This is a genomic window from Pseudomonas sp. 32A (assembly GCF_052682255.1).
In genome coordinates, this window is the sequence record NZ_JBQYLY010000001.1 from 2,798,656 (window position 1) to 2,822,127 (window position 23,472).

At 60.6% G+C, this 23,472-nt stretch carries 25 protein-coding genes and 1 pseudogene; 10 read left to right on the forward strand and 16 right to left on the reverse strand.

Features of this window, described 5'->3' with window-relative positions:
- Positions 1-62: 62 nt before the first annotated feature.
- The 6 genes from ACUN0G_RS12710 to ACUN0G_RS12735 form a co-directional block, all read right to left on the reverse strand.
- Positions 63-1,610, reverse strand: a complete 1,548-nt coding sequence (locus ACUN0G_RS12710; RefSeq protein ID WP_445573577.1) for a SulP family inorganic anion transporter — start codon at positions 1,608-1,610, stop codon at positions 63-65.
- A gap of 85 nt (positions 1,611-1,695) precedes the next feature.
- A complete protein-coding gene (locus ACUN0G_RS12715) occupies positions 1,696-2,427 on the reverse strand; it encodes a carbonic anhydrase (RefSeq protein ID WP_258342996.1) in 732 nt (243 codons plus the stop codon).
- A gap of 197 nt (positions 2,428-2,624) precedes the next feature.
- On the reverse strand, positions 2,625-3,683 hold the full coding sequence (locus ACUN0G_RS12720) for a PA0069 family radical SAM protein (RefSeq protein ID WP_445573578.1): 1,059 nt from the start codon (positions 3,681-3,683) through the stop codon (positions 2,625-2,627).
- 81 nt (positions 3,684-3,764) lie between these two features.
- Complete coding sequence (locus ACUN0G_RS12725; RefSeq protein WP_445573579.1) at positions 3,765-5,063, reverse strand: c-type cytochrome; 1,299 nt, start codon at positions 5,061-5,063, stop codon at positions 3,765-3,767.
- 12 nt (positions 5,064-5,075) lie between these two features.
- The gene (locus tag ACUN0G_RS12730) at positions 5,076-6,860 is read right to left on the reverse strand and encodes a GMC family oxidoreductase (RefSeq protein WP_445573580.1); all 1,785 of its coding nucleotides are present in this window, start codon (positions 6,858-6,860) and stop codon (positions 5,076-5,078) included.
- Between the two features lie 2 nt (positions 6,861-6,862).
- Positions 6,863-7,603, reverse strand: a complete 741-nt coding sequence (locus ACUN0G_RS12735) for a gluconate 2-dehydrogenase subunit 3 family protein (protein ID WP_445573581.1) — start codon at positions 7,601-7,603, stop codon at positions 6,863-6,865.
- Positions 7,604-7,887: 284 nt separating this feature from the next.
- Here ACUN0G_RS12735 and ACUN0G_RS12740 point away from each other — a divergent pair, with 284 nt between their 5' ends.
- On the forward strand, positions 7,888-8,574 hold the full coding sequence (locus ACUN0G_RS12740) for a dual specificity protein phosphatase family protein (protein ID WP_445573582.1): 687 nt from the start codon (positions 7,888-7,890) through the stop codon (positions 8,572-8,574).
- A 27-nt stretch (positions 8,575-8,601) separates the two neighbouring features.
- Here the strand turns inward: ACUN0G_RS12740 and ACUN0G_RS12745 are convergent, their stop codons facing one another.
- Both ACUN0G_RS12745 and prlC read right to left on the reverse strand, forming a co-directional pair.
- Positions 8,602-8,874 carry a YheV family putative zinc ribbon protein gene (locus ACUN0G_RS12745; protein WP_003214872.1) on the reverse strand — a complete coding sequence of 91 codons (273 nt, stop codon included), beginning with the start codon at positions 8,872-8,874 and terminating at the stop codon, positions 8,602-8,604.
- Positions 8,871-10,922 carry an oligopeptidase A gene (gene prlC, locus ACUN0G_RS12750; RefSeq protein WP_445573583.1) on the reverse strand — a complete coding sequence of 684 codons (2,052 nt, stop codon included), beginning with the start codon at positions 10,920-10,922 and terminating at the stop codon, positions 8,871-8,873. The genes ACUN0G_RS12745 and prlC overlap by 4 nt, the downstream gene beginning before the upstream one ends.
- Positions 10,923-11,024: 102 nt before the next feature.
- On the opposite strand from prlC, the gene ACUN0G_RS12755 reads away from it, so the two are divergent.
- Complete coding sequence (locus tag ACUN0G_RS12755; RefSeq protein WP_076013301.1) at positions 11,025-11,567, forward strand: gamma carbonic anhydrase family protein; 543 nt, start codon at positions 11,025-11,027, stop codon at positions 11,565-11,567.
- Between the two features lie 11 nt (positions 11,568-11,578).
- Positions 11,579-12,232: an HAD family hydrolase gene (locus ACUN0G_RS12760; protein ID WP_445573584.1), complete on the forward strand. Its 654-nt coding sequence runs from the start codon at positions 11,579-11,581 to the stop codon at positions 12,230-12,232.
- An 8-nt stretch (positions 12,233-12,240) separates the two neighbouring features.
- Here the strand turns inward: ACUN0G_RS12760 and ACUN0G_RS12765 are convergent, their stop codons facing one another.
- Positions 12,241-13,290, reverse strand: a complete 1,050-nt coding sequence (locus ACUN0G_RS12765; protein WP_445573585.1) for an aminopeptidase — start codon at positions 13,288-13,290, stop codon at positions 12,241-12,243.
- A gap of 140 nt (positions 13,291-13,430) precedes the next feature.
- On the opposite strand from ACUN0G_RS12765, the gene ACUN0G_RS12770 reads away from it, so the two are divergent.
- A complete protein-coding gene (locus ACUN0G_RS12770) occupies positions 13,431-13,853 on the forward strand; it encodes a PA0061/PA0062 family lipoprotein (protein ID WP_421523187.1) in 423 nt (140 codons plus the stop codon).
- On the opposite strand, the gene ACUN0G_RS12775 is transcribed toward ACUN0G_RS12770, so the two are convergent.
- Positions 13,854-14,093, reverse strand: coding sequence for a DUF1161 domain-containing protein (locus ACUN0G_RS12775; RefSeq protein ID WP_003214887.1), 240 nt, complete (start codon positions 14,091-14,093; stop codon positions 13,854-13,856).
- A 182-nt stretch (positions 14,094-14,275) separates the two neighbouring features.
- Positions 14,276-14,707 (reverse strand): OsmC family protein, encoded by a 432-nt coding sequence (locus ACUN0G_RS12780; protein ID WP_445573586.1) that lies wholly within the window; start codon positions 14,705-14,707, stop codon positions 14,276-14,278.
- Positions 14,708-14,924: 217 nt separating this feature from the next.
- Here ACUN0G_RS12780 and ACUN0G_RS12785 point away from each other — a divergent pair, with 217 nt between their 5' ends.
- Entirely contained in the window at positions 14,925-15,926 is a 1,002-nt protein-coding gene (locus ACUN0G_RS12785; RefSeq protein WP_008439586.1) for an LLM class flavin-dependent oxidoreductase, read from the forward strand.
- Between the two features lie 118 nt (positions 15,927-16,044).
- Here ACUN0G_RS12785 and ACUN0G_RS12790 read toward each other — a convergent pair whose 3' ends face one another.
- Both ACUN0G_RS12790 and ACUN0G_RS12795 read right to left on the reverse strand, forming a co-directional pair.
- Positions 16,045-16,272 (reverse strand): DUF1161 domain-containing protein, encoded by a 228-nt coding sequence (locus ACUN0G_RS12790; protein ID WP_003214893.1) that lies wholly within the window; start codon positions 16,270-16,272, stop codon positions 16,045-16,047.
- 117 nt (positions 16,273-16,389) lie between these two features.
- On the reverse strand, positions 16,390-16,605 hold the full coding sequence (locus tag ACUN0G_RS12795) for a dodecin (RefSeq protein ID WP_003214895.1): 216 nt from the start codon (positions 16,603-16,605) through the stop codon (positions 16,390-16,392).
- A gap of 156 nt (positions 16,606-16,761) precedes the next feature.
- On the opposite strand from ACUN0G_RS12795, the gene ACUN0G_RS12800 reads away from it, so the two are divergent.
- Entirely contained in the window at positions 16,762-17,088 is a 327-nt protein-coding gene (locus ACUN0G_RS12800) for a DUF883 family protein (protein ID WP_003170746.1), read from the forward strand.
- Here the strand turns inward: ACUN0G_RS12800 and ACUN0G_RS12805 are convergent.
- On the reverse strand, positions 17,085-17,981 hold the full coding sequence (locus tag ACUN0G_RS12805) for a LysR family transcriptional regulator (RefSeq protein WP_445573587.1): 897 nt from the start codon (positions 17,979-17,981) through the stop codon (positions 17,085-17,087). The two genes, ACUN0G_RS12800 and ACUN0G_RS12805, sit on opposite strands and share 4 nt — an antisense overlap.
- A 109-nt stretch (positions 17,982-18,090) precedes the next feature.
- On the opposite strand from ACUN0G_RS12805, the gene trpB reads away from it, so the two are divergent.
- The 4 genes and pseudogenes from trpB to ACUN0G_RS12825 form a co-directional block, all read left to right on the forward strand.
- On the forward strand, positions 18,091-19,317 hold the full coding sequence (gene trpB / locus ACUN0G_RS12810; RefSeq protein ID WP_003214899.1) for a tryptophan synthase subunit beta: 1,227 nt from the start codon (positions 18,091-18,093) through the stop codon (positions 19,315-19,317).
- Positions 19,317-20,126 carry a tryptophan synthase subunit alpha gene (trpA, locus tag ACUN0G_RS12815; RefSeq protein ID WP_008439583.1) on the forward strand — a complete coding sequence of 270 codons (810 nt, stop codon included), beginning with the start codon at positions 19,317-19,319 and terminating at the stop codon, positions 20,124-20,126. Before trpB ends, trpA begins: the two co-directional genes overlap by 1 nt.
- A 139-nt stretch (positions 20,127-20,265) precedes the next feature.
- Positions 20,266-20,709, forward strand: a complete 444-nt coding sequence (locus ACUN0G_RS12820) for an anti-virulence regulator CigR family protein (RefSeq protein WP_445573588.1) — start codon at positions 20,266-20,268, stop codon at positions 20,707-20,709.
- Positions 20,710-20,730: 21 nt separating this feature from the next.
- Positions 20,731-20,826 (forward strand): annotated as a pseudogene (locus ACUN0G_RS12825) (outer membrane lipoprotein carrier protein LolA); the annotation flags it as partial.
- On the opposite strand, the gene ACUN0G_RS12830 reads toward ACUN0G_RS12825, so the two are convergent.
- Positions 20,813-22,117 carry an MFS transporter gene (locus ACUN0G_RS12830; RefSeq protein ID WP_063033727.1) on the reverse strand — a complete coding sequence of 435 codons (1,305 nt, stop codon included), beginning with the start codon at positions 22,115-22,117 and terminating at the stop codon, positions 20,813-20,815. The pseudogene ACUN0G_RS12825 and the gene ACUN0G_RS12830 sit on opposite strands and share 14 nt — an antisense overlap.
- Before the next feature lie 180 nt (positions 22,118-22,297).
- On the reverse strand, positions 22,298-23,446 hold the full coding sequence (gene dgoD / locus ACUN0G_RS12835) for a galactonate dehydratase (RefSeq protein WP_003213645.1): 1,149 nt from the start codon (positions 23,444-23,446) through the stop codon (positions 22,298-22,300).
- Between the last annotated feature and the right edge of the window lie 26 nt (positions 23,447-23,472).

Consider the following 23,472-nt stretch of genomic DNA (forward strand, 5'->3'; position numbering starts at 1 on the left):
TTCAGTGACTGACACTCCGCCTTCGCGAGCAAGCCCGCTCCCACATTTTTGATCCGGTTTCGTCAGCCAACAGACGGCGCCGAGCCTATTCCGGTCGTGGTTCTTACCCGTCCTTCCAACCTGCGCTTCAACCCCCGCGCCTCGATCATCAGCTTCGAGCCCTTGGCCGCATTGGCCCGACCCCATTCCTCCAATAGCTCAAGGCAGGAGTGGTCGATGTAACTCAGGTTATTGAGTGGCACATGCAAGGTGGTCCCGGCGGGTACCGTCGACAACACCTGAGTCAACGCAGGCACCTTGAGAAAGGTCCCAGTCCCCGTCAATCGCAACTCCATCTCGCCCTCCTGCGGCAGGTCCACCAGGCTGATTTTCAGGCGTGAAGCCTTGAACGCCAGCTTGACCAGGGTCAGCCCGAAGCCCACCAGCACCCCCGTCAACAAGTCGGTAAAGATGATCGCCAGGGCCGTCGCTGCGTAGGTAAACATCGGCATCCGCCCGTAACGCGCCAAGCCACGAAACGCCTTCATGTCCACCAGCTTGATCCCGGTGTACACCAGCACACCCGCCAGGCTCGCCACCGGAATGCTTTGCAGCACACTGGACAGCAACAGCACGAACGCCAGTAGCCACAAACCATGGAACATCGCCGACAAGCGCGTGGTGGCACCGGCCTGGACGTTGGCCGAACTGCGTACGATCACACCGGTCATCGGCAGGGCGCCGACCAGACCGCACAACATGTTGCCCACGCCTTGCGCCGACAATTCCTTGTCGAAATCGGAACGTTGGCCACTGTGCATACGATCAACGGCTGCTGCCGAAAGCAGCGTTTCAGCGCTGGCGATAAAGGCGACGGCGAACGCGGCGATCAACAGATTGGGATCCGCCAGGTTCAACAGGTCGCTGGGGCGCAGCCAGTCGATGGCGTCCGCCAGGTTTTCCGGCACTTCCACACGCTTGACCTGCAACGCCAGCACCAGGCTGGTGACTGTCGCCAATCCTACGCCAAGCAAGGCGCCGGGGACGAAACGCAGCTTTTGCGGACGGAACTTGTCCCACAGCCACATCACCAGAATCGTCGACAGCCCTAGCAGGCCCGCCTGCCAGCCAAGCCCGCCGCCCAGTGCAGGAATCGCCTGAATCAACGCGGCGGGAAAGGCGGCGAGGTTATCCAGCCCGGAGGGTTTTGGCACACCGTCGAGCATCACATGGACCTGCGACAGGACAATCAGCACCCCGATCCCCGCCAGCATCCCGTAGACCACTGCAGGTGCCGTAACACGAAACCAGCAGCCCAGGCGCAAGCGCCCGGCCACCAACTGCAGGAAGCCCGCCAGCAACAGGATCGGCCCAAGCATAGCCATGCCATGCTGGCGCACCAATTCGAACACCAGCACCGCCAAGCCGGCAGCCGGGCCGCTGACTTGCAGCGGCGACCCCGCCAGCCAGCCCACCACAAGCCCACCGATGATCCCGGTGATCAGGCCTTTGGCAGGCGGCATTCCTGACGCAATTGCGATCCCCATGCACAGTGGCAGGGCAACCAGAAACACAACCACGGAGGCCAGCAGCTCCCGTGGCAGCACAGCTTTTAATTGAGCAGCACGCATGATGACTCTCCCGAGGCATTTGCCGGGCGTGGCAACGCCTGGCTGCTCGAATGGCAGCCATCGCGTTACCCGACAGGGGATTGTTTTAGAAGCGCGCTTTAGGCGTCGCGGATGGGATCGGCTGGGTACCGTTCAACGGCAGGAACGCCGACTGATCCGCATCGTAGGCCCTGATCTCGCTGGTCTCGATGTCGTAGACCCAGCCATGGATAAACAGATGCCCGTTGGCCATGCGCGAGGCCACCGACGGGTGCGTGCGCAAGTGTTGCAACTGGGCGATCACGTTTTCTTCGGTCAGCACATGCATGCTTTCGTGTTCGTTGGCGCAGTCACAGTTGTCCTGGACCATGGTCTTGGCGACCTCGGCGTGACGCAGCCAGGCTTTGACCGTGGGCATTTTTTCCAGACTTTGAGGGTTGAGCACTGCGCGCATGGCGCCGCAGTCGGAGTGGCCGCAAATGATGATGTGCTGCACGCCGAGGGCCAGTACCGCGTACTCGATGGCCGTGGAAACACCGCCGTTCATCTGCCCATAAGGCGGCACGACGTTGCCGACGTTGCGGGTCACAAACAAATCCCCCGGGGAACTCTGGGTGATCAGTTCGGGAACGATGCGCGAATCTGCGCAGGTAATGAACATCGCTCGTGGGCTCTGGGCCGTGGCGAGTTTTTTGAAGAGTTCTTCCTGCTGTGGAAAGATCTCGTTATGGAAATGCAAAAAGCCTTCAACGATGTGCTGCAGCGCTGCATCGGCGGACTCCGCCTCGTGAGGGGCTGAAGCCGACGCAGCCAACGGCTGTTTATCCTTGTCACTCATGATTCATCCTCTTGGTTGGAGCAGGGGCGTTTTCCAGTGCGGCTGGCGCCCAAACCGAAGCGCCGACTCATTAGTCACTCGATAAACAAGGTACCCGCCGAAACTTAACTCAAACTGAATGAACCGCTCTAGATCGGGGCTTTCAGTGATATCAAAACGCGACTATTCCTACAAGGCCGCGCACCTTACCCAGCAGTTTACAACAATGCCATCTGCCTGCCCGGTGGGCAAAACGCGGTGCAATCCAGATTAAACCCTTCCCGCCGGTTGAGCCCCAATCGTTTGATCGCCTTGGCGAAACGTTGCGCCAGCAAATCGGCAAACGGCCCTTCGCCACGCATGCGTACCCCGAAGCGACTGTCATAGACCTCACCACCGCGCACCTGCCGCACCAGGCTCATCACATGGGCCGCGCGCTGCGGATAGTGGGCCGCCAGCCATTCTTCAAATAGCGGCGCAACCTCCAGGGGCAGGCGCAGCATCATGTAGGCCGCACTTTGTGCGCCAGCGGCATGCGCCTCGGTCAGCAAACTTTCCAGCTCGCTGTCGTTGATCATCGGAATCATCGGTGAACACAACACACCTACCGGAATTCCCGCCTCACGCATCACCCGAATCGCCCTCAGCCGCGCCTTGGGCGCAGCCGTACGCGGTTCCAGGATGCGCTTGAGCTCGTCGTCCAGGCTGGTGAGGCTGATCATCACCGCCACCAGCTGCTGTTGCGCCAGCTCGGTCAGCAGGTCGAGGTCCCGCAGGATCAGCGAACCCTTGGTGATGATCGTCACCGGGTGCCGATAGCGCAGCAGCACTTCGAGGGTTTGGCGGGTGATCTTGTACTCGCGTTCGATAGGCTGGTACGGGTCGGTATTGGAGCCCAGGTTGATCGGCGCGCAGGTATAGCCCGGTTTTGACAGTTGCTGCTCCAGTACATCGGCGGCGTTGGTCTTGGCGATCAGCTTGGTTTCGAAATCCAGCCCCGGCGACAGGTCCCAATACGCATGGCTGGGCCGCGCATAGCAGTAGATACAGCCATGCTCGCAGCCGCGATACGGATTGATCGCCCGATCAAACGGGATATCCGGCGAGCTGTTGCGGGTGATGATGGTTTTCGCGGTTTCGATACGGACTTCGGTGCCCTGGGTCTGTGGCACTTCCTGATACCAGCCGTCGTCTTCCGCCACGCTGACGGTAGGCGCAAAACGGTTGTGCAGGTTGGTGGCCGTGCCGCGCCCGCGAGGCGGCAGAGGAGTGGACATGAAAGCGCCTCTATACTGTTTTTTTATACAGTATAGAGGCGCGGGGTTTCTGACCAGTGCCGTTGGGCGGTCAACCTCCAATCAATGTTTGGAGGTCACCTGGCCAAGATCATCGCCGGAAGTGGTCCGCATATCATTTTTGCGCAGGTTCGCCACGTCACTGGCTTTCACCGGCTCGCCTTTGTTACCCCAACTGCCGCGCACGAAACTGACGACATCCGCCACTTCCTGATCCGACAAACGCCAGGCGAACGCCGGCATGGTGAAGGTCGAAGGCGCGGTGTGGGTCGCCGGCAACGTACCGCCGTTCAACACAATGTTGATCAACGAGGTGGCATCCGCCGTCTGCAACACCGGGTTGCCCGCCAACGCCGGGAATACCCGGGTGTAGCCATGGCCATCAGTGCGGTGGCACGCCGCGCAGTTGTCGATATACACCGATGCCCCGGGCTTGCTGTCATCGCCTTTCCACAGCGCGTCGGCGACCTGCTTGTCGTACTGGTGCGGCTGATCCTTGGGATCCACCGCCGGCAGGCTCTTGAGATAGCGGGCGATAGCCGTCAGGTCATCTTGCGACATGTACTGCATGCTGTGGACCACAACGTCGCTCATGCCGCCAAACACCGCACTGCGATCACTGCGACCGGTCTTGAGGAATTGCACCAGCTGTTCCTCGCTCCAACTGCCCAGGCCGTCCTTGTGATCACCGCGCAGGCTTTTGGCGATCCAACCTTCCAGCGGTGCACTGCCGGACAAGAAGGCGCTGCCGTCCGACGCACTCAGGGATTTTTCCTGCATGGTCAGCGCCCGTGGCGTGTGGCAAGCACCACAGTGGCCGAGGCCTTCCACCAGATACGCGCCACGGCTGATCACGGGGTCTGCGCCCGCCTGAGCCTGATAGTCCTCAACCTTGGGCGCGAACATCCAGCGCCAACCGGCCAACGGCCAGCGCATGCTCAACGGCCAGGGAATGTCGCTGTCCTTGTTCGCTTGCGCCACCGGCTCCACGCCCTTCATGAAGTACGCGTACAGCGCGTGCATGTCGCTTTCGCTGACGCGCGCGTAAGACGGGTAGGGCATCGCCGGGTAAAGGGTACTGCCGTTCTTGGCGACGCCATGACGCACGGCCTGGTCGAAGTCTTCGAAGCTGTAGTCGCCCAGGCCGGTTTTATCCGGGGTGATGTTGGTGGAGTAGATGGTGCCGATCGGGGTTTCCATCGGCAGGCCGCCGGCGAACGGCTTGCCGCCCTTGGCGGTGTGGCAGGCCACGCAGTCACCGGCGCGCGCCAGGTATTCACCCTGTTTTACCAGATCGGTTTCCGCCGCACTCACCGAGCAGCTGCTGATCAAGGCGAAGGAGGCAATCACAAATGCTTTCATGGTCATCGCTCCTTATGCCTGAACCAGTGGGCCGGGGTTTTTCAGGTACTGCTCGCGAATCGCCCGCGCCGACCAGTAGGTCAACGCCGCCACCAGGCCCGTAGGGTTGTAGCCCAAGCCTTGTGGGAACGCGGAAGCGCCCGGGACAAACACGTTGTGTACGTCCCAGCACTGCAAGTAGCGGTTCAAGGCACTGGTTTTCGGGTCGGTGCCCATGATCGCGCCACCATTGAGGTGGGTGGTCTGGTAAGAGGCGGTGTTGAAGTGCTCGCCCACCTTTTTGCCCAGCAAGGCAATCGCCTTGGGGTTCATCGCTTCGGCGATCTTGCTCATTTTGTCGACCATGAAGCGGTTCATCTTGATGTCGTTTTCCTGCCAATCGAAGGTCATGCGCAGCAGCGGCATGCCATAGGCATCGCGGTAAACCGGGTCCAGATCGAGGTAGTTGCCACGGTAGGATTGATGGGCGCCGTGAGCATCCATCGACACCTGGTGGGTGTAGTAATCAGCCGTGGCGCGCTTCCACGCGCTGCCCCAGGCCGGCGTGCCCGGCGGGTTGGAGGTACCGGCAATCGGCCGACTGCCCGCCTGGTTGACCCACATCGGCGAGCCGCCCACAAAGCCGTGAGGCCCGTGGTCGAAGTTGTCGGCGTTGAAGTCATCGACCGCCACGCCATTGCCGCCGGCACCGATAAAGTTGTTGGTGTGCACGTCCTTGTCAAAGAACGCCTTGATGGTGGCCATGTTCTGATAGGCGAAGTTTCGGCCCACCACACCCTCGCCGGAGATCGGGTCGTAGGGTTTGCCAATGCCCGACAGCAGCATCAGGCGCACGTTGTTGAACTGGAAGGAACCGAGAATCACCAGATCCGCCGGCTGCTCACATTCCCGACCTTGGGCGTCGACATACGTCACGCCGGTCGCCTTGCGCTTGGTGCTGTCGAGGTTGACCTTCAGTACGTGGGAATTGGGCCGCAGTTCGAACTTGGGCTCCAGGCGCAATGCCGGCAGGATGTTCACGTTCGGCGAAGCCTTGGAATACATGTAGCAGACATAACCGCTGCAGAAGCCGCAGAAGTTGCACGGGCCCATCTGGGCGCCGTAAGGGTTGGTGTACGGCCCCGACGTATTCGCGGAAGGCAGGTTGTAGGGTTTATAGCCCACGGACGTGGCGGCCTTCTGGAACAGCTGTGCGGAGACGGTGTTCTTCTGCGATTCCAGCGGGAAGTGATTGGAGCGATCCGGCGCATAAGGGTTGCCGCCCTTGCCTTCGCCTACCAACTGGCCCTTCACCGTCCAGGCTTGCCCGGAGGTGCCGAAGACTTTCTCGGCATAGTCGAAAAATGGCTCCAGCTCTTCATAGCTGACACCGAAATCCTGGATGGTCATGTCCTTGGGAATGAAGTTTTTCCCGTAACGCTCTTCGTAATGGCTGCGCATGCGCAACTCGATCGGGTCCACCCGAAAGTGCACGCCGGACCAGTGCAGGCCGGCACCGCCGACACCATTGCCAGGCAGGAAGGCGCCCAGTTGTCGGTTGGGCATCGCCACGTCATTCACGCTATGGCGAATGGTCACGGTTTCCTTGGAGATGTCCTGAAAGAGTTTCTTGCGCACGCTGTAGGTCAGTTCGTCGATGACCTGGGGATAGTTGCCGTCCGGGTAGGTGTCCTGCATCGGGCCGCGCTCCAGCGCTACCACGTTGAGGCCCGCTTCCGTCAGCTCCTTGGCCATGATCGCGCCGGTCCAGCCGAAGCCGACGATCACTGCATCCACTTTCTTCATGATGGTCGCCACGTTTATGCCCTCTCGCCACGGATCGATACAGCCGGGAAGGGGTATTGCTCGTTGCGTTCAACCCAATCCATGAAATCGGCGCGGGCGCCGGGGAAGCCGATCATGGTCCAGCCGACCATGCCTTTGTTGCCACCGTGGACCGGGTCGCAGAAGAACCCTTCCTTGGTGTTTTGCAGCAACAGATTGAAGAAAATCTTCGGCGGTACGCTGTCGAACTGCGCGTCACCAGCCTCCAGTCGTTGCAACAATTTTTCCTGGGTAGCGCTGTCTTGCTCAGCAAATAGCTTACCGTTCATCGCTTTCGACCAGGCATCCGTGGCAGCAATGCCCAGGCGGTAGATCTCTTTGGGCACCAACTTGCTCTGCCAGCCCATTTCAGGCGGCGCGTCGGCATTGAACGGGCCTTGCATAAACCAGAGGGCGCCAGCCGCGTATGGGGTGTTCATCTGACGGTCGATGTATTCCGGCGCGCCGGCTTCCAGGGCGCCTGGGCCTTGGTCGTCCGCCGGGATCAAGCGGGCAACGGCCGCGTTGATAAACGCCCATTCCTCGGCAGTGAAATAGCTCGGCTCATAGGCCTTGCTGCTGGCAGGCGCCTTTTCGGGGCTGGCTTGAGCCGGCTCGGGAACCGCCATCAGCATCGAACCGCCCAGGCCCGTGCTGGCGACAGTGACCACGGGGATCAAGGTCAAGGATTTGCGCAAAAACTCACGCCGGGGGTTGTCTTGATCTTGATCAGACATGGTGGCACCTCATCATGTGGTCACGGGTTTATCAGCCGCTTCAAGGAGCGACTTATAGTTTTGGCAGCAAATGGGATCCAAAGGACCCAAAGGGATAGAACACAGTAGTAATCAATAGTTACAAATGATAGCAGGCTAAGGATCGATGAAAATCGATTCAGCAGGAAAAAACACACCGGTAGCCGGCTTATTCACGATTCTTTGACGAGCACCTCACACGGCATTGACCCCCTGTAAGCGAATCTTGGCCCTATCAGCCCTCTCCCTATTCGGTTACATCGCGCATGTTCAAGAATCAATTGCTGCCTGCTCTCAGCTTCGTGTTCATGGCGCTGTTCACAACTGCCCCTGCCCAAGCCGAAGAACTCACGCCCATGCGTTCATTGGAATGGGCTCAGCCGGTGGGCGATCAATACAACCTGTATCAGATGACGCCCACGCTCTATCGCAGCGCGCTGCCAAATAGCGGTGCTGTTCCTGTACTGGAAAAACTCAAGATCGGAACGGTGATCAACTTTCTGCCCGAGTCCGATGCCAGCTGGCTGAAATCACCCGGCATCAACCAGGTGCAATTGCCTTATCGCACCAACCATGTCGACGACGCCGATGTGCTCGCGGCGCTGCGGGCCATTCAAGACGCCGAAGCCAATGGCCCGGTGCTGATGCACTGCAAACACGGCTCCGACCGCACGGGCCTGATGGCGGCGATGTATCGGGTGGTGATTCAGGGATGGAGCAAGGAAGACGCGCTGAACGAAATGACCCTGGGCGGATTTGGCGCCAGCAGTGGTTTCAAAGCCGGCGTTCGCTACATGATGAAGGCCGATGTCGACAAGTTACGCACGGCACTGGCCAGCGGTGAATGCAGCACCAGCGCTTTTGCGCTGTGCTCGATGAAAAGCTGGCTGAATACCGCGGACAACGCCACAGACCCTGCCCAGGAAAAAACATCCTGGGTGGTCGCGCCCTGAGCCATCGACTCAGGGAGCGCATGCCGGTCAGTCTTTTTTCAGCTTCGGGTTGGGGAAGAACTGCACCGCCTGCACCTTGGGATCCGGTGCTTTCAACGCCGATGTATTGACCCGCGTACCCAATTCCTTGGGTACCGACAGACCTTGTTCATTCAGCGTGTCGGAATAGCCGCAGGCCACACACTCGCGATGCGGCACATCGTCTTCACTCCACATCATCAACTTGTCCGGCTCGCTGCACGCCGGGCAGACGGCCCCGGCGATAAAGCGTTTTTTGGTTTTCACAGGCGCTTCGCTCATGCTGCCGCGTCCTCACTCAGGCCGCTGTGGCGCAAGAGTGCGTCAATCGACGGCGCACGTCCGCGGAAGTCGACGAACAGCACCATCGGTGCCTGGGAACCGCCCCGGGCCAGGATCGCCTCGCGGAACGCGCGGCCAGTCTCGGCATTGAGCACGCCGTCTTCTTCGAACTTGGAGAAGGCATCCGCCGACAGCACTTCGGCCCACTTGTAGCTGTAGTAACCCGCCGCGTAACCGCCGGCAAAGATATGCGCGAAGCTGTTGGGGAAGCGGTTGTAGGCCGGCGGACGCATCACCGACACCTCGTCACGCACGCCTTCAAGCACCTGCAGCACACTGCGGCCATCGCCGTGGGTGGCGTGCAGCTCGAAGTCAAACAGCGAGAACTCCAACTGGCGAACCATCATCAGGCCAGACTGGAAATTCTTCGCCGCGAGCATCTTTTCCAGCAGGTCCTGAGGCAGCGGCTCACCGGTTTCGTAGTGACCGGAAATCAGCGCCAGGCCTTCCGGCTCCCAGCACCAGTTCTCCATGAACTGGCTCGGCAACTCCACCGCATCCCAGGCCACGCCGTTGATGCCAGACACGCCAGCATGGTCGACACGGGTCAACAGGTGATGCAGGCCGTGGCCGAATTCGTGGAACAGTGTGGTCACTTCATCGTGAGTCAGCAGGGCTGGCTTGCCGCTGTCGGCCGGGGTGAAGTTGCACACCAGGTTGGCCACCGGGCTTTGCAGCACGCCATCAACGGTACGGCGACGGTCACGGGCGCCGTCCATCCAGGCACCACCACGCTTGTTGGCGCGGGCGTACAGGTCGAAGAAGAAGCGGCCGACGTGCTGGCCGTTTTCCTTGATTTCGAACAGGCGCACGTCCGGGTGCCAGGTGTCGAAGCCTTTCTGCTCGGCGATTTCGATGCCGTACAGGCGCTGCACGATGGCGAACAGGCCGCCGAGCACCTTGTCGATCGGGAAGTAGGCGCGCAGGGCTTCCTGGGAAACGCTGTAACGCTGTTCACGCAGTTTTTCGCCGTAGAAGCCGCTGTCCCAGCTTTGCAGGTCCGGGCAGCCTTGTTCGGCGGCATAGGCCTTGAGCTGTTGCAGGTCCTGGGTGGCGAACGGCTTGCTGCGCTTGGCCAGGTCCCGCAGGAAGCTCAGCACTTGGTCGCTGGACTCGGCCATTTTGGTGGCCAGGCTCAGTTCGGAGAACGAGGCGAAGCCCAGCAGTTGCGCCAGTTCCTGACGCAGGTCAAGGAGCTGTTCCATGACCGGGCCGTTATCGTTCTGACCGGCATTCGGGCCTTGGTCCGACGCACGGGTGCAGTAGGCCGCGTAGATTTCTTCACGCAGGGCGCGGTCGTGAGCGTAGGTCATCACCGCGTAGTAGCTTGGGAATTCCAGGGTGATCAGCCAGCCGTCGAGGCCTTTGGCCTGGGCAGCGGCCGCCATTTGCGCCTTGGCCGAATCGGTCAGGCCGGCGAGGGTCGCTTCGTCGGTGACGTGCTTGGTCCAGGCCTGGGTGGCGTCGAGCAATTGGTTGGAAAATTTGCTGCCCAACTCGGAAAGCTTGCTCTGCACTTCGGCATAACGCTTTTGCTGCTCAGGCGGCAAATCGATACCCGACAGACGGAAGTCCCGCAGGGAGTGTTCCAGAATGGTTTTTTGCGCCACGTCGAAGCCGGCGGCTTCCGGGCTGTTGGCCAGGGCTTCGAACGCCTGGAACAGTTCACGGTTCTGGCCCATCTCGGTGGAGTAGGCGCTCAGTGCCGGCAAGCAAGCCTCGTAGGCTTCGCGCAGTTCGGCGCTGTTGCACACGGCATTCAGGTGGCTGACCGGGCTCCACGCAGCACCCAGGCGGTCATTGAGTTCGTCCATGGCCAGGACCAGCCCGGCCCAGGTCGGATGTTTACCCTGGCTTTGCAGGATGCCTTCGATGGCGACGCGGTTGTCGGCGAGGATCTGTTCGATGGCCGGCTGTACGTGCTCGGCACGGATCGCCGAGAACGGCGGCAGGTCGTAGGACTGCAGAAGAGGGTTGTTCGCGCTCACGGTGGGCACCTTGGCTGAAGAAACATGTAAGAACAAAGATGGGGCCATCTTAATTACAATCAACGCCCACCGCAGCTATCAGCAGAAGAGAGAGAGCCTATCGTGACCCTTCGCACCTACCAGAATCACACGCCGGCCTTGCTTGCCGGGGCTTTCGTCGATGCATCGGCGGTGGTGATCGGCGACGTCGAAATCGGCGCCGACAGCTCGGTATGGCCGCTGACGGTGATCCGCGGCGACATGCACCGCATCCGCATTGGTGCGCGCACCAGCGTGCAGGACGGCTGCGTGCTGCACATTACCCACGCCGGGCCCTTCAATCCTGATGGTTTCCCGCTGTTGATCGGCGACGATGTGACCATTGCCCACAAGGTCATGCTGCATGGCTGCACGGTGGGCAATCGGATCCTGATCGGCATGGGCAGCATTGTGATGGACGGCGCCGTGGTGGAAGACGACGTGATCATCGGCGCCGGCAGCCTGGTGCCGCCGGGCAAGAAACTCGAGAGCGGGTTCTTGTATGTTGGCAGCCCGGTTAAACAGATCCGCCCGCTGACTGACAAGGAACGGGCGTTTTTCACCTACAGCGCCGCGAACTACGTGAAGCTCAAAGACCTGCACCTGGCCGAAGGCTTCGACCAATGACAAGGACACCCATGCATTACCAAACCGTTCTGTTCGACCTCGATGGCACCCTCACCGACCCGCGCGAAGGCATCACCCGCTCGATTCAGTACGCTCTCGCCAAACTGGGGATCGATGAGCCGGACCTGACCAAGCTTGAGCACTTCATCGGCCCGCCGCTGCTGCAAGCGTTCATGCAGTTTTATGGCTTCGACGAAGCCAAGGCCTGGGAAGCGGTGAATTTTTACCGCGAGCGCTTCAAGGTCACCGGCCTGTACGAAAACCGCGTATTCGACGGCGTGATGCCGCTGCTTGAGGACTTGAATGGCCAGGGCCGCCAGCTGTATGTGGCTACGTCCAAGCCTTGGGTGTTCGCCCGTGAAATCGCCCGGCATTTCAATTTCGCCAAACACTTCAAGGTGATCTACGGCAGCGAGCTGGACGGCACCCGCACCAACAAGGTCGAGCTGATCGCCCACCTGATGGCCGAAGAAGGCCTGGACCCGGCCAGCACCTTGATGATTGGCGACCGCAAGCACGACCTGATCGGCGCCCACAGCAATGGGCTGGATGCGGCGGCGGTGGGTTATGGATTTGGCAGCCGTGAGGAGCTGAGTGCCGAAGCGCCGACCTGGCACTTCGAAACATTGGCCGAAATGCATCAGGCGTTTTTGCAGCGGCCATAAAACAATCCCTACGAGGACGAGGGCGGGGCTTCCAGTGTTCTGAGTGCCGCCTTGCGCTGCTCTACCGGCAACCCGCCCAGCTTCTCCACCGCCGCAAAAAACTTCAGCCAATCCCCGCCTTCCTGCCGGAACAACGCGGCAAATGCCGGCACCCATTGGTCATACAGGCCAAACGGCAACAACCTGGCGTTGTTCATCGGCAAGTTCATCCAGGCGTCATAACGCTTGTCGCCACCCCACTGGCTATCGCGCATTTGCCGGTAATCACGGCGCAGACGTTCGAATTCGGCCGCCTTGGCCTGGCGCATGGCATCTGCCGCCAGCGGCTGCGCATACAGCTGCTCCAAGCGTTTGCGGGTGTCGAGCACCAGCCGGGTGAACTGGTCGCGCTGTTTCAACGCCGACTCGCTGGCAGGCGGCAAGCCCCGGGCCGCGCGCCATTGTCGAGTGCCTTCCTGCTCGACGAAGGTGGCGTACGACTCGTTGAACTCGGTGTCGTCCTTCACATAAAACCGCTGGTGCGCCAGTTCATGAAAAATCAGCGTGGCCAGGCGCTCGTCGCCCCAGCTCATCATCGAACTCATGATCGGATCATTGAACCAGCCAAGGGTGGAATAGGCCTCCACGCCACCAATCGACACGTCCATGCCTTGCTGCTTCAACAACGCCGCCTGGCCGCGTGCGGCGCCCTGGTTGTAGTAACCGCGATAGGCCACGCACCCGGCAATCGGGAAGCAGTGGGTTTGCGGCGACAGGGAAAATTCAGGCGTGGCGAAGACGTTCCAGACTACGTAAGGGCGGCCAATATCCGCATACAGGCGGTAACTCTGGTTGTCCGGCAGGTGCAGGTGCTCGCTGGCGAAGGTACGGGCCTTCTGCGACTGCGCCAAGTGGTCCCGCAGCGCCTGTGGCCGGGACGGGTCGGCGATGACCTTGGAGACTGGCTCCCGGGCCCGCAGCAATTGCAATTGGCCGTCTGCCAGTTGGCTGTAATAACTGACGCTGGAGCAGCCACTGAGCAACAGCAGCATCAACCCGGGAAGTAAACGCCTGACCATTAAAACCTCTCGCAGGTGACTATCCCGCCAGACTATCTCGCCTGTGGGGAATTTTTCCATGGCGTGGCGTGTTTATACTCAGGGAGCGTGCTGCCGAGCGCAGCCGCTCAAACGACCATTCCAACAGTTGAGTGCTTAACATGCGTCAGCTACTGCTTCCCGTCGCCGCGATCTTTCTCAGCGCCTGCACGTCGACGCCGCTACCGGCGGTTGATCCGCAACAAGCCTGGGTCGACTTCGCCACACCGACGCCCGGCGCCAAGCTGGTGATGGCGCAACGCCTGGACGGGAAAAACCTGAACGACGGGCGCTACTTCCAGGTGCCACCTGGCAGCCACGAATTGATGGTGCGGTTTGATTTCGAGGTGCCTACCGGCGGCAGTTTCGGCGGATTTGGCCAAACCACTGACCGAACCTGCTTCATGACCCTGCAATACGATCGTTTCGAGGCAGGCCAGCGCTATCGCCTGGAAGGGCGCTCACTGGGCTACAACCCGAATATCCGGCTGTACAACAAAGCGGGTCAATTGCTGGCCGAAGAACGTAGCGTCAACTGCATCTGATCAGTCGTTGTTCTTCTGGTAGACGATGGCCTTGGTGCCATTCTCACAGCTGCCGACAACCATGGCGCTGTCGTGCTTGTCTGCTTCTTCCTTGGTGACGATTTCGAGGGTATAGGACGGGACGGCATTCGCCTGGATTTTGACCTCGATCTCTTTCCTGAGCTCTTCACAGTCTTTCGGCGCCGCTAAGGCCGACGTGGCCAGTGCGCAGCAGATAACCGCCAAGGCAATACGTTTCATGTGTGAAGCTCCCTGAATGCACGCGCACGGGTGTGCGCTGAGTCTGCAATCGGCTATTCGACCACACCTGAACGTGTAGGAGCGAGCGTGCTCGCGAAAAACCTCAACGATAACGCGTGCCGCCTGGAAGGGCGCGGCACCTTTGAGCTCTTCGCGAGCAAGCTCGCGCCTACAAGGGTCGATCAATTAACGAGGGTGCCATCCAGGGTAATGGTTGCGTTCAGTACCTTGGATACCGGGCATCCTTCCTTGGCTTTCTTGCTCAGCTCATCGAACTGGGCCTGGCTGGCGCCCGGGATCTTCGCCTTGAGGATCAGGTGCACGGCTGTAATCGCAAAGCCACCGTCCACTTGGTCCAGGGTCACTTCGGCCTGGGTGTCGATGCTATCGGCCTTGAGCCCGGCGTCGCCGAGAATCATGGAAAAGGCCATGGAGAAACAACCGGCATGGGCGGCGCCGATCAGTTCTTCAGGATTGGTGCCCTTGCCGCCTTCGAAACGGGCCTTGAAGCCGTAGGGCGCTTCGCGCAGCACGCCGGTTTCCGTGGAAATGGAACCCAGGCCAGTCTTCAGGTCGCCTTCCCAATGCGCGGATGCTTGTTTAACGATACTCATAGCGGTCTCCTCGAACGGTGGTTTTGCCTCAGTAAGGGTTCTGAGGATAGACGCCCCGGCAAAGTTCATCTTGTCGGAGAAACCTAGCGATTAAGTAGGAAATTTCACCTTCGCTATTGAATCTCGGGTATATGCCCTCATTGCATAGAGCATGCACATGAAGCGGCAGGTTTTGGTTCGTCTAAGAAGCCTGCGCCCCCATTGGAGAAGCAGGCTTATGAAATCGCTGTCCGACGTAAAGTTCTCGACCCTCGACCTCGTACCCGTGCGTGCCAACGGCAGCCCGGCGCAGTCGCTGCGCAATTCCCTGGACCTGGCCCAGCACGTGGAAAAATTCGGCTACAACCGTTTCTGGGTGGCCGAACACCACAATATGGACGGTATCGCCAGCTCGGCGACCTCGGTATTGCTGGGTTATCTGGCGGGCGGCACCTCGACGATTCGTGTCGGTTCCGGTGGCGTGATGCTGCCCAACCACGCGCCGTTGGTGATCGCCGAACAGTTTGGCACCCTGGAAAGCCTGTACCCGGGCCGTATCGATTTGGGCCTGGGCCGCGCGCCTGGCTCCGACCAGATGACCGCCCGCGCCCTGCGCCGTGAACGCTCCGGCAGCGCCGATGATTTCCCGGAAGACGTAGCGGAACTGATGGCCTACCTCGGCCCGCGCACTCCGGACCAACGAGTGATCGCGGTACCCGGCACCGGCACCAACGTCCCTGTGTGGCTATTGGGCTCCAGCCTGTTCAGTGCGCAGCTGGCAGGCGAGCGCGGTTTGCCTTACGCCTTTGCCTCACATTTCGCACCGCGCCTGATGCATGAAGCGATTCGCGTCTATCGCAACCACTTCAAGCCTTCGGCCGTGCTGGACAAGCCCTACGTGATGCTCGGCATCCCGTTGGTGGCCGCCGATACGGATGAACAGGCTGATTACCTGGCCACCTCGGTGTACCAGCGAATCCTCGCTTTGATGCGTGGGCAAAGCCTGGTGCAGCGCCCGCCGGTCAAGACCATGGACGGCCTGTGGCTGCCCCATGAGAAAGACGCTGTAGGCAGTTTCCTTGGCCTGGCCATGGTGGGCAGCCCACAGAAGATCCGCGCCAAGCTGGAAGTGCTGGTGGAGCAGACCGGCGCGGATGAGCTGATCTTCACCTGTGACCTGTACGAGCATGCCGACCGGATTCATTCCTACGAGCTGCTGGCCCAGATTATGAAGGGCTGAATCCAGGAGTGAGGCGGGACGCAGAGCATCCCAGGCTACATTCCCACGCGGAGCGAGGGATCGCAGGCATAAAAAAACCGACGCACTTGCGTCGGTTTTTTACGTCTGCAACACGGGATCACCCGCGCTTGTAGGCGATTTCCTTGGTACCGGCTTCACAGCTGCCGACAACCGTGTGGTCACTAGGTGCAGCACCTTTGTCCACGATTTCCAGGGAGTAGCCCGAAGCGCCTTTCGCGTCGATTTTCGCCGCGATCTCGCTTTTCAGCTCTTCACAAGGCTTGCCCGCCGCCAGAGCTGTGCCCGCAATGCTCAACAAACCTACCGCCAACAAAAAGTTCTTCATCCGTCACTTCCTTGGGTTGATCGAAAGGAAGCACATCGCCGCTCGTCACGTCGACGTGCCTAAAGGTTGTAGCGGAGTTTATGGCAATCGGCCAGCGCGCAAGTTCAACCGGCTCAATCAACTACTGGCAATTCGGAACCCCACCTTGAGGGTCACCTGGAAATGCGCGGCCTTGCCGTCCTTGATATGACCGCGGGTTTCGGTCACTTCAAACCACTCCAAGTGCTTGATGCTCTTGCTGGCTTCGGCCAGGGCATTGTTGATGGCGTCCTCGATGCTGGTGGTGGAAGAACCCACCAGTTCGACTTTCTTGTAGGTGTGATGATCACTCATAAGGTTTTCTCCTGGGGTCGTTAATGAAGCCTAGCAGTGAATTCTCGTACTGCTTCTGGCGACTATTCCCATACGAAAGTTCAGATTTACTGCACTTTCTGAAACCGCAGCAGTCGGAAGCAACACACGCCACTCAATCACTCCAGGAGAGCCCACATGGCCAACACCTCTTTACGCAAAGCGTCATTGGAAAGCATGGAAGCCGAGATTTCGAGCCTGCTCAAATCTCTGGAAAGCCTCAAGGACGATGCGTCTGACGAGTCGCGCAAAACCCTGAAGGCCCTGAAAAGCAATGCCGAGAACGCCCTCAAGCATTCCCGTCACCTGATCAGCGATGCTTACGAAGAAAGCAAAGTCAAAATCCGCGAAACCGGTGTTGCGACACGGGACTACGCGCAAGAGCACCCTTGGACTACCGCTGGCGTCGCCGTTGGCGCGCTGGGCCTGCTGGCGGCTTACTTGCTGTGCAAACGCGGCGACTAAACAACCTGGCGCGCAAGCTCAGCCTTGAGCCACTGCGCCAGTTGCCGGGCGCGCCCATCCGCGGCGCGCTTGGGTAGCCACAACGCCAGTTGCGCCGGGGTTTCACTGAAACCCCACGGCGCAACCAGGCGACCCGCTCGCAGGTCCTCTGCCACCAGCGGCTCAGGCGCAATTGCCACTCCCAGCCCGGCCACCGCCGCCTCCAGCAAATAATACAAATGCTCGAACCCCTGACCGTACTTCAACGCGCCAGCGTCGATTCCGTGGTGCTGCGCCCAGCTGGGCCAGGCTTGTGGGCGCGAAGTGGTGTGCAACAAGGCTTGATCCAGCAGGGCTTCGGCAGGTGCCTGGCTTAAACGCTCGTAATCGGCAAATCGCGGGCTCATGACCGGGCCGATGCGTTCGCTGGCCAGTTCGTACACCTGCATATCCGCCGGCCACGGCGGCTCAGCGAACACCAGCAGCGCGTCCAACCCGGGGCGGCGCGGGTCGAGGTCGCCTTCGCCCGCCGACAGGTGCAGGCGCAAATCCGGCAGATCGGCGTTCAGGCGCCCCAACCGCGGAATAAACCAGCGCGCCAGCAGACTGCCGGAGCAGCCGAGCACAAACGGTGCGTCTGCGCTGCTTTGTGTGAGTTCTGCGCAGGTGTCCCTCAGACGCTCGAACGCCTCAAAACTCGCATCTCGCAGGCGGATGCCGGCATCTGTGAGTTTGAGGCCGCGCCCGTCCTTGACGAACAGGCTGACGCCGAGATGTTCTTCCAACACCTTGAGCTGCCGGCTGACCGCGCCATGGGTCACGTGCAGTTGCTCAGCGGCCTGGCTCACGCTGTTCAGGCGTGCAGCCGCCTCGAAAGCGCGCAAGGCATTCAGGGGTGGGAGGTCTCGGCTCATCTGTGAGTTTTCCTGACAGGTTGTGGCGATCTTATCGGTTTTCACGTGGAAGCGTCAGAGGTAGAGTGACCGTCATTGCCTCTTACACATTTTCTACCTGGAGCGTCCCATGACTCAGACCCAGACCGATTTACGCAACGGCCCAGACGCCAATGGCCTGTTTGGTTCGTTCGGCGGCCGCTACGTGGCGGAAACCCTGATGCCGTTGATCCTTGATCTGGCCCGCGAATACGAAGCGGCCAAGATCGATCCGGCCTTCAATGAAGAACTGGCCTACTTCCAGCGTGACTACGTCGGACGCCCAAGCCCGCTGTACTTCGCCGAGCGCCTGACCGAGTTCTGCGGTGGCGCCAAGATCTACCTCAAGCGCGAAGAGCTGAACCACACCGGCGCCCACAAGATCAACAACTGCATCGGCCAGATCCTGCTGGCGCGGCGCATGGGTAAAAAACGCATCATCGCCGAGACCGGCGCCGGCATGCACGGTGTGGCCACCGCCACCGTCGCCGCGCGTTTTGGCCTGCAATGCGTGATCTACATGGGCACCACCGACATCGAGCGCCAGCAGGCCAACGTATTCCGCATGAAGCTGCTGGGCGCTGAAGTGATCCCGGTAGTCGCCGGCACCGGCACTCTGAAAGACGCGATGAACGAAGCGCTGCGTGACTGGGTGACCAACGTCGACAGCACCTTCTACCTGATCGGCACCGTGGCCGGTCCGCACCCGTACCCAGCCATGGTTCGCGACTTCCAGGCCGTGATCGGCAAGGAAACCCGTACCCAACTGCAGGCGCAGGAAGGCCGTCTGCCCGACAGCCTGGTGGCGTGCATCGGCGGCGGTTCCAATGCCATGGGCCTGTTCCACCCGTTCCTGGATGACACCAGCGTCGAAATCATCGGTGTTGAAGCGGCCGGCTACGGTATCGAGACCGGCAAACACGCGGCCAGCCTCAACGGCGGCGTACCGGGTGTGCTCCACGGCAACCGTACCTTCCTGTTGCAGGACGACGATGGCCAGATCATCGACGCCCACTCGATCTCCGCGGGCCTCGACTACCCGGGCATCGGCCCTGAACACGCCTGGTTGCACGACATCGGCCGCGTCCAGTACACCTCGGTGACCGACGACGAAGCCCTCGACGCCTTTCACAAATGCTGCCGCCTGGAAGGGATTATTCCTGCACTGGAAAGCGCCCACGCCTTGGCCGAAGTGTTCAAGCGCGCGCCGACCTTGCCGAAAGATCACCTGATGGTGGTCAACCTGTCCGGTCGTGGCGACAAAGACATGCAAACCGTGATGCACCACATGGAACAGTCCAAGCAGGAGAAACACTGATGAGCCGCCTGCAAACACGTTTTGCGCAACTGAAAGAACAAAACCGCGCCGCCCTGGTGACCTTCGTCACCGCCGGTGACCCGGGTTATGACACCTCGCTGGCGATCCTCAAGGGCTTGCCGGCGGCCGGCGCCGATGTAATCGAGCTGGGCATGCCGTTCACCGACCCGATGGCCGATGGCCCGGCCATTCAGCTGGCCAACATCCGCGCACTGACCGCCAAGCAGAACCTCACGAAAACCCTGCAAATGGTTCGCGAGTTCCGCGAGGGCAACAGCGACACGCCGCTGGTGCTGATGGGCTACTTCAACCCGATCCATATGTACGGCGTGCCACGCTTTATCAGCGACGCGAAAGAAGCCGGCGTCGACGGCCTGATCGTGGTCGACATGCCGCCCGAGCATAACGGCGAGCTGTGCGACCCGGCCCAGGCTGCCGGTATCGACTTTATCCGCCTGACCACGCCGACCACCGACGACGTGCGCCTGCCAACCGTACTCAACGGCAGCTCCGGGTTTGTGTACTACGTTTCGGTGGCCGGTGTGACCGGTGCCGGTGCCGCCACCCTGGAACACGTTGAAGAAGCCGTGACCCGTCTGCGTCGGCATACCGACCTGCCGATCAGCATCGGTTTTGGTATCCGCACCCCGGAGCAGGCCGCTGCAATCGCCCGTTTGGCAGACGGTGTGGTGGTGGGTTCGGCACTGATCGATCACATCGCCAACGCCAGCAACGATCAGCAGGCCATCGACGGTGTATTGACCCTGTGTTCAGCGCTGTCGGAAGGTGTGCGCAACGCCCGTAAGTAAGCGGCTCGTAAGCGGTAGGTAAAGTTCCTGATACAGAGGAATCAAGCCGGGAAATCAGCACCTAAGCTAACAAGACCAAGGGATTTCGAACGTGGTTCGAAATCCCTTTTTGTTGTTTGTGCAGTTGAGGAAACCCCTGATGAAAATGCCTAAACGTGTGATAGCCGGTCTGGGCGTGCTGTTGCTCGGCGCCAGCGCGCTGGTGCAAGCCGCACCGTATGACCAAGGCGGCGGACCTGACCGTGGCGGCCCACAGGGCCAGCACGATCAACGTGGCGATGACCATCGCGGGCCGCAGGACAACCACCGTGGCGGTCCTCCTCAGGACTTCGGCCCTGTGAGGCAGGTCATCCGCGATAACCATGGCGACTTCCGCCGTGGCGCACCGCCGCCTCCCGGCATCCACCTGGTGCGCGGCCAGCGCCTGCCGCCAAACTACTATGGTGAGCGCCTGGACCCTCGGGCTCTGTCGCATCTGCCGCAATACCCTGGTTATGAATGGCGTCGCTCGGGTGGGGACATCGTGTTGATCGCGATTGGCACCAGCATCGTTTATCAAATCCTGGATGGCGCGCTGTACTAGTAGCTTCCTGTAGGAGCGAGCTTGCTCGCGAAAAACGTTAACGATAACGCGGGGCATCTGACACCCCGCGGCGCTCTCAGGTTTTTCGCGAGCAAGCTCGCTCCTACAGTTCTATGCGCTCGACCTTGCCGACCAACAAGATGTAGGACAACGCCCCCAGCAACGCCAGCACCGCGATATACGTAATCGCCGGTGCAAACGAATCCCCTGTCGCCAGAAAGCCAATCACAATCGGCGTGGTAATCGCCGACAGATTGCCGATGAAGTTAAACACCCCACCCGTCAACCCCAGCAGCCTCGCCGGCGCCAGAGTCGACACCAATGACCAGGTGATCGACGCCAGGCCATTGCCGAAAAACGCCACCGCCAGAAACGCAATCACCCACGCCGTGGAGTCAACAAAGTTGGCGCCGATGATCGCCGTGGAAATCAACAGCCCGCCAATGATCGGCAACTTGCGCGCAAACCCCACGGACGCTCCGCGGCGAATCAGCCAATCGGAAAACAGCCCCGAACACAGCACCCCGACAAACGCCGCCAGAAACGGCAGTGACGCCAGCAGGCCGGACTTGATGAAGTCCATGCCGCGATATTTCACCAGGTAGGTCGGGAACCACGTCAGGAAAAACCACAGCGTGGAGTTCAGGCAGAACTGCCCCAGGTAGATCCCCCACAGCTTGCGCTTGCTCAGCACGATGCCGAGGTCGACCCAACTGAACGGCGCCTTGGCCGCCTGCGCCTGGATGTCCACCAACCCGCCACCTTCGCGGATCAGCTCGATTTCCGCCGCATTGGCACCTTTGAAATCCCGTGGCTCGCGGTACACGGCGTACCAGATCAACGCCCACACAATGCCCACGCCACCGGTGGCGACAAACACCATGTGCCAGCCAAAGGTGTGTTGCAGCCAGGCCAGTACCGGCGTGAGAAACGCCAGCCCGACAAACTGGCCGGAGGTATAAACACCAATCGCCGTGGCCCGCTCACGCTCAGGGAACCAGGTGGTCACCACGCGGCTGTTGATCGGGTAAGCCGGGGCTTCCAGGGCACCGACCGCCATGCGCAATACGAACAGTGCGATGAAGCTGGCGGCAAAGCCGAGCATCACGGTGGCGATCGACCACAGCAGCAGGGCGACACTGTAGAGAATGCGCGGCGGTACCCGGTCCACCAGCCAGCCGCCGGGGATTTGCATGGCCGCGTAGGTCCAGCCGAACGCGGAGAAAATCAGCCCGACATGCACCGGGTCGATCCCCAACTCGCTGGTCAGGGCCGGGGCGGCAATCGACAGGTTGCTGCGGTCCAGGTAATTGATCACCACGGTGATGAACAGCAGCACCATGATGAAGAAACGCTTTCGGCTGGGCGTGACTAAAGAAGCCTGCCCGGTGAAGGACTCGGATTGCATGGGGGTTGCCTCTTCTTATGGTTATTGAGGACAGGTCTTACTGAAGAAACCGAATCAAATGTGGGAGCGGGCTTGCTCGCGAAAGCGGTCTACCAGCAGCGGATATGTTGACTGACACTCCGCCTTCGCGAGCAAGCCCGCTCCCACATTGATCGGGTTTTCACCTCAAGTTCGCGGTGTTTACCACTCCGCAAAACTGCCATCGGCATGACGCCAGATCGGGTTGCGCCAGCGATGCCCGATGGCCGCGCGCTCGATCACGTATTCCTCGTTGATCTCGATGCCCAGGCCCGGCCCATTGGGGATTTTCACGAAGCCCTGGTCGTAGTCGAAAACGCCCGGATCGCGCACGTAATCCAGCAGGTCGTTGCTCTCGTTGTAGTGAATGCCCAGGCTCTGTTCCTGGATGAACGCGTTGTAGCAAACCGCGTCCAGCTGCAGGCACGCCGCCAGGGCAATCGGGCCGAGCGGGCAGTGCAGGGCGAGGGCCACGTCGTAGGCTTCGGCCATGTTGGCGATCTTGCGGGTTTCCGTGATACCACCGGCGTGGGAGGCATCCGGCTGGATGATGTCGACATAACCTTCGCTGAGCACGCGCTTGAAGTCCCAGCGCGAGAACAGGCGCTCGCCAAGGGCAATCGGGGTGCTGGTGAGCGGCGCCAGCTCTTTCAGCGCTTCGTAGTTTTCGCTAAGCACCGGCTCTTCGATAAACATCAGTTTGTAGGGATCGAGCTCCTTCATCAGCACCTTGGCCATGGGCTTGTGCACCCGGCCATGGAAGTCGACGCCGATGCCGACGTTGGGGCCTACCGCATCACGCACGGCGGCGACGTTGGCCAGGGCCTGGTCGACTTTTTCGAAGCTGTCGAGAAATTGCAGTTCTTCGGTGCCGTTCATTTTCACCGCAGTAAAACCACGGGCCACGGCTTCCTTGGCGGCGCGGGCAGTGTCGGCCGGGCGGTCGCCACCAATCCATGAATACACGCGGATTTTGTCGCGCACCTGGCCACCCAGCAGGTCGCTGACCGACACACCGAGAGCCTTGCCCTTGATATCCCACAGCGCCTGGTCGATGCCGGCGAGGGCGCTCATATGGATCGCGCCGCCACGGTAGAAACCGCCGCGGTAGAGCACCGTCCAGATGTCTTCGATATTGCGTGGGTCTTTGCCGATCAAGTAGTCGGACAGTTCTTCGACGGCGGCAGCCACGGTGTGGGCGCGGCCCTCGACCACAGGTTCGCCCCAACCGGTCACGCCCTGGTCGGTTTCAACCTTGAGGAAACACCAGCGCGGCGGGACGATGAAGGTGGTCAGTTTGGTGATTTTCATCTTCTTATCTCTCTTGTAGATGGAGA

Excerpts from the sequence above, each read along its gene's own strand:
- ACUN0G_RS12710 (WP_445573577.1), bottom strand. The coding sequence starts at position 1,610 with ATGCGTGCTGCTCAATTAAAAGCTGTGCTGCCACGGGAGCTGCTGGCC.
- ACUN0G_RS12715 (WP_258342996.1), bottom strand. The coding sequence starts at position 2,427 with ATGAGTGACAAGGATAAACAGCCGTTGGCTGCGTCGGCTTCAGCCCCT.
- ACUN0G_RS12720 (WP_445573578.1), bottom strand. The coding sequence starts at position 3,683 with ATGTCCACTCCTCTGCCGCCTCGCGGGCGCGGCACGGCCACCAACCTG.
- ACUN0G_RS12725 (WP_445573579.1), bottom strand. The coding sequence starts at position 5,063 with ATGAAAGCATTTGTGATTGCCTCCTTCGCCTTGATCAGCAGCTGCTCG.
- ACUN0G_RS12735 (WP_445573581.1), bottom strand. The coding sequence starts at position 7,603 with ATGTCTGATCAAGATCAAGACAACCCCCGGCGTGAGTTTTTGCGCAAA.
- ACUN0G_RS12740 (WP_445573582.1), top strand. The coding sequence starts at position 7,888 with ATGTTCAAGAATCAATTGCTGCCTGCTCTCAGCTTCGTGTTCATGGCG.
- ACUN0G_RS12745 (WP_003214872.1), bottom strand. The coding sequence starts at position 8,874 with ATGAGCGAAGCGCCTGTGAAAACCAAAAAACGCTTTATCGCCGGGGCC.
- ACUN0G_RS12760 (WP_445573584.1), top strand. The coding sequence starts at position 11,579 with ATGCATTACCAAACCGTTCTGTTCGACCTCGATGGCACCCTCACCGAC.
- ACUN0G_RS12765 (WP_445573585.1), bottom strand. The coding sequence starts at position 13,290 with ATGGTCAGGCGTTTACTTCCCGGGTTGATGCTGCTGTTGCTCAGTGGC.
- ACUN0G_RS12770 (WP_421523187.1), top strand. The coding sequence starts at position 13,431 with ATGCGTCAGCTACTGCTTCCCGTCGCCGCGATCTTTCTCAGCGCCTGC.
- ACUN0G_RS12775 (WP_003214887.1), bottom strand. The coding sequence starts at position 14,093 with ATGAAACGTATTGCCTTGGCGGTTATCTGCTGCGCACTGGCCACGTCG.
- ACUN0G_RS12780 (WP_445573586.1), bottom strand. The coding sequence starts at position 14,707 with ATGAGTATCGTTAAACAAGCATCCGCGCATTGGGAAGGCGACCTGAAG.
- ACUN0G_RS12785 (WP_008439586.1), top strand. The coding sequence starts at position 14,925 with ATGAAATCGCTGTCCGACGTAAAGTTCTCGACCCTCGACCTCGTACCC.
- ACUN0G_RS12790 (WP_003214893.1), bottom strand. The coding sequence starts at position 16,272 with ATGAAGAACTTTTTGTTGGCGGTAGGTTTGTTGAGCATTGCGGGCACA.
- ACUN0G_RS12795 (WP_003214895.1), bottom strand. The coding sequence starts at position 16,605 with ATGAGTGATCATCACACCTACAAGAAAGTCGAACTGGTGGGTTCTTCC.
- ACUN0G_RS12800 (WP_003170746.1), top strand. The coding sequence starts at position 16,762 with ATGGCCAACACCTCTTTACGCAAAGCGTCATTGGAAAGCATGGAAGCC.
- ACUN0G_RS12805 (WP_445573587.1), bottom strand. The coding sequence starts at position 17,981 with ATGAGCCGAGACCTCCCACCCCTGAATGCCTTGCGCGCTTTCGAGGCG.
- trpB (WP_003214899.1), top strand. The coding sequence starts at position 18,091 with ATGACTCAGACCCAGACCGATTTACGCAACGGCCCAGACGCCAATGGC.
- trpA (WP_008439583.1), top strand. The coding sequence starts at position 19,317 with ATGAGCCGCCTGCAAACACGTTTTGCGCAACTGAAAGAACAAAACCGC.
- ACUN0G_RS12820 (WP_445573588.1), top strand. The coding sequence starts at position 20,266 with ATGAAAATGCCTAAACGTGTGATAGCCGGTCTGGGCGTGCTGTTGCTC.
- ACUN0G_RS12830 (WP_063033727.1), bottom strand. The coding sequence starts at position 22,117 with ATGCAATCCGAGTCCTTCACCGGGCAGGCTTCTTTAGTCACGCCCAGC.
- dgoD (WP_003213645.1), bottom strand. The coding sequence starts at position 23,446 with ATGAAAATCACCAAACTGACCACCTTCATCGTCCCGCCGCGCTGGTGT.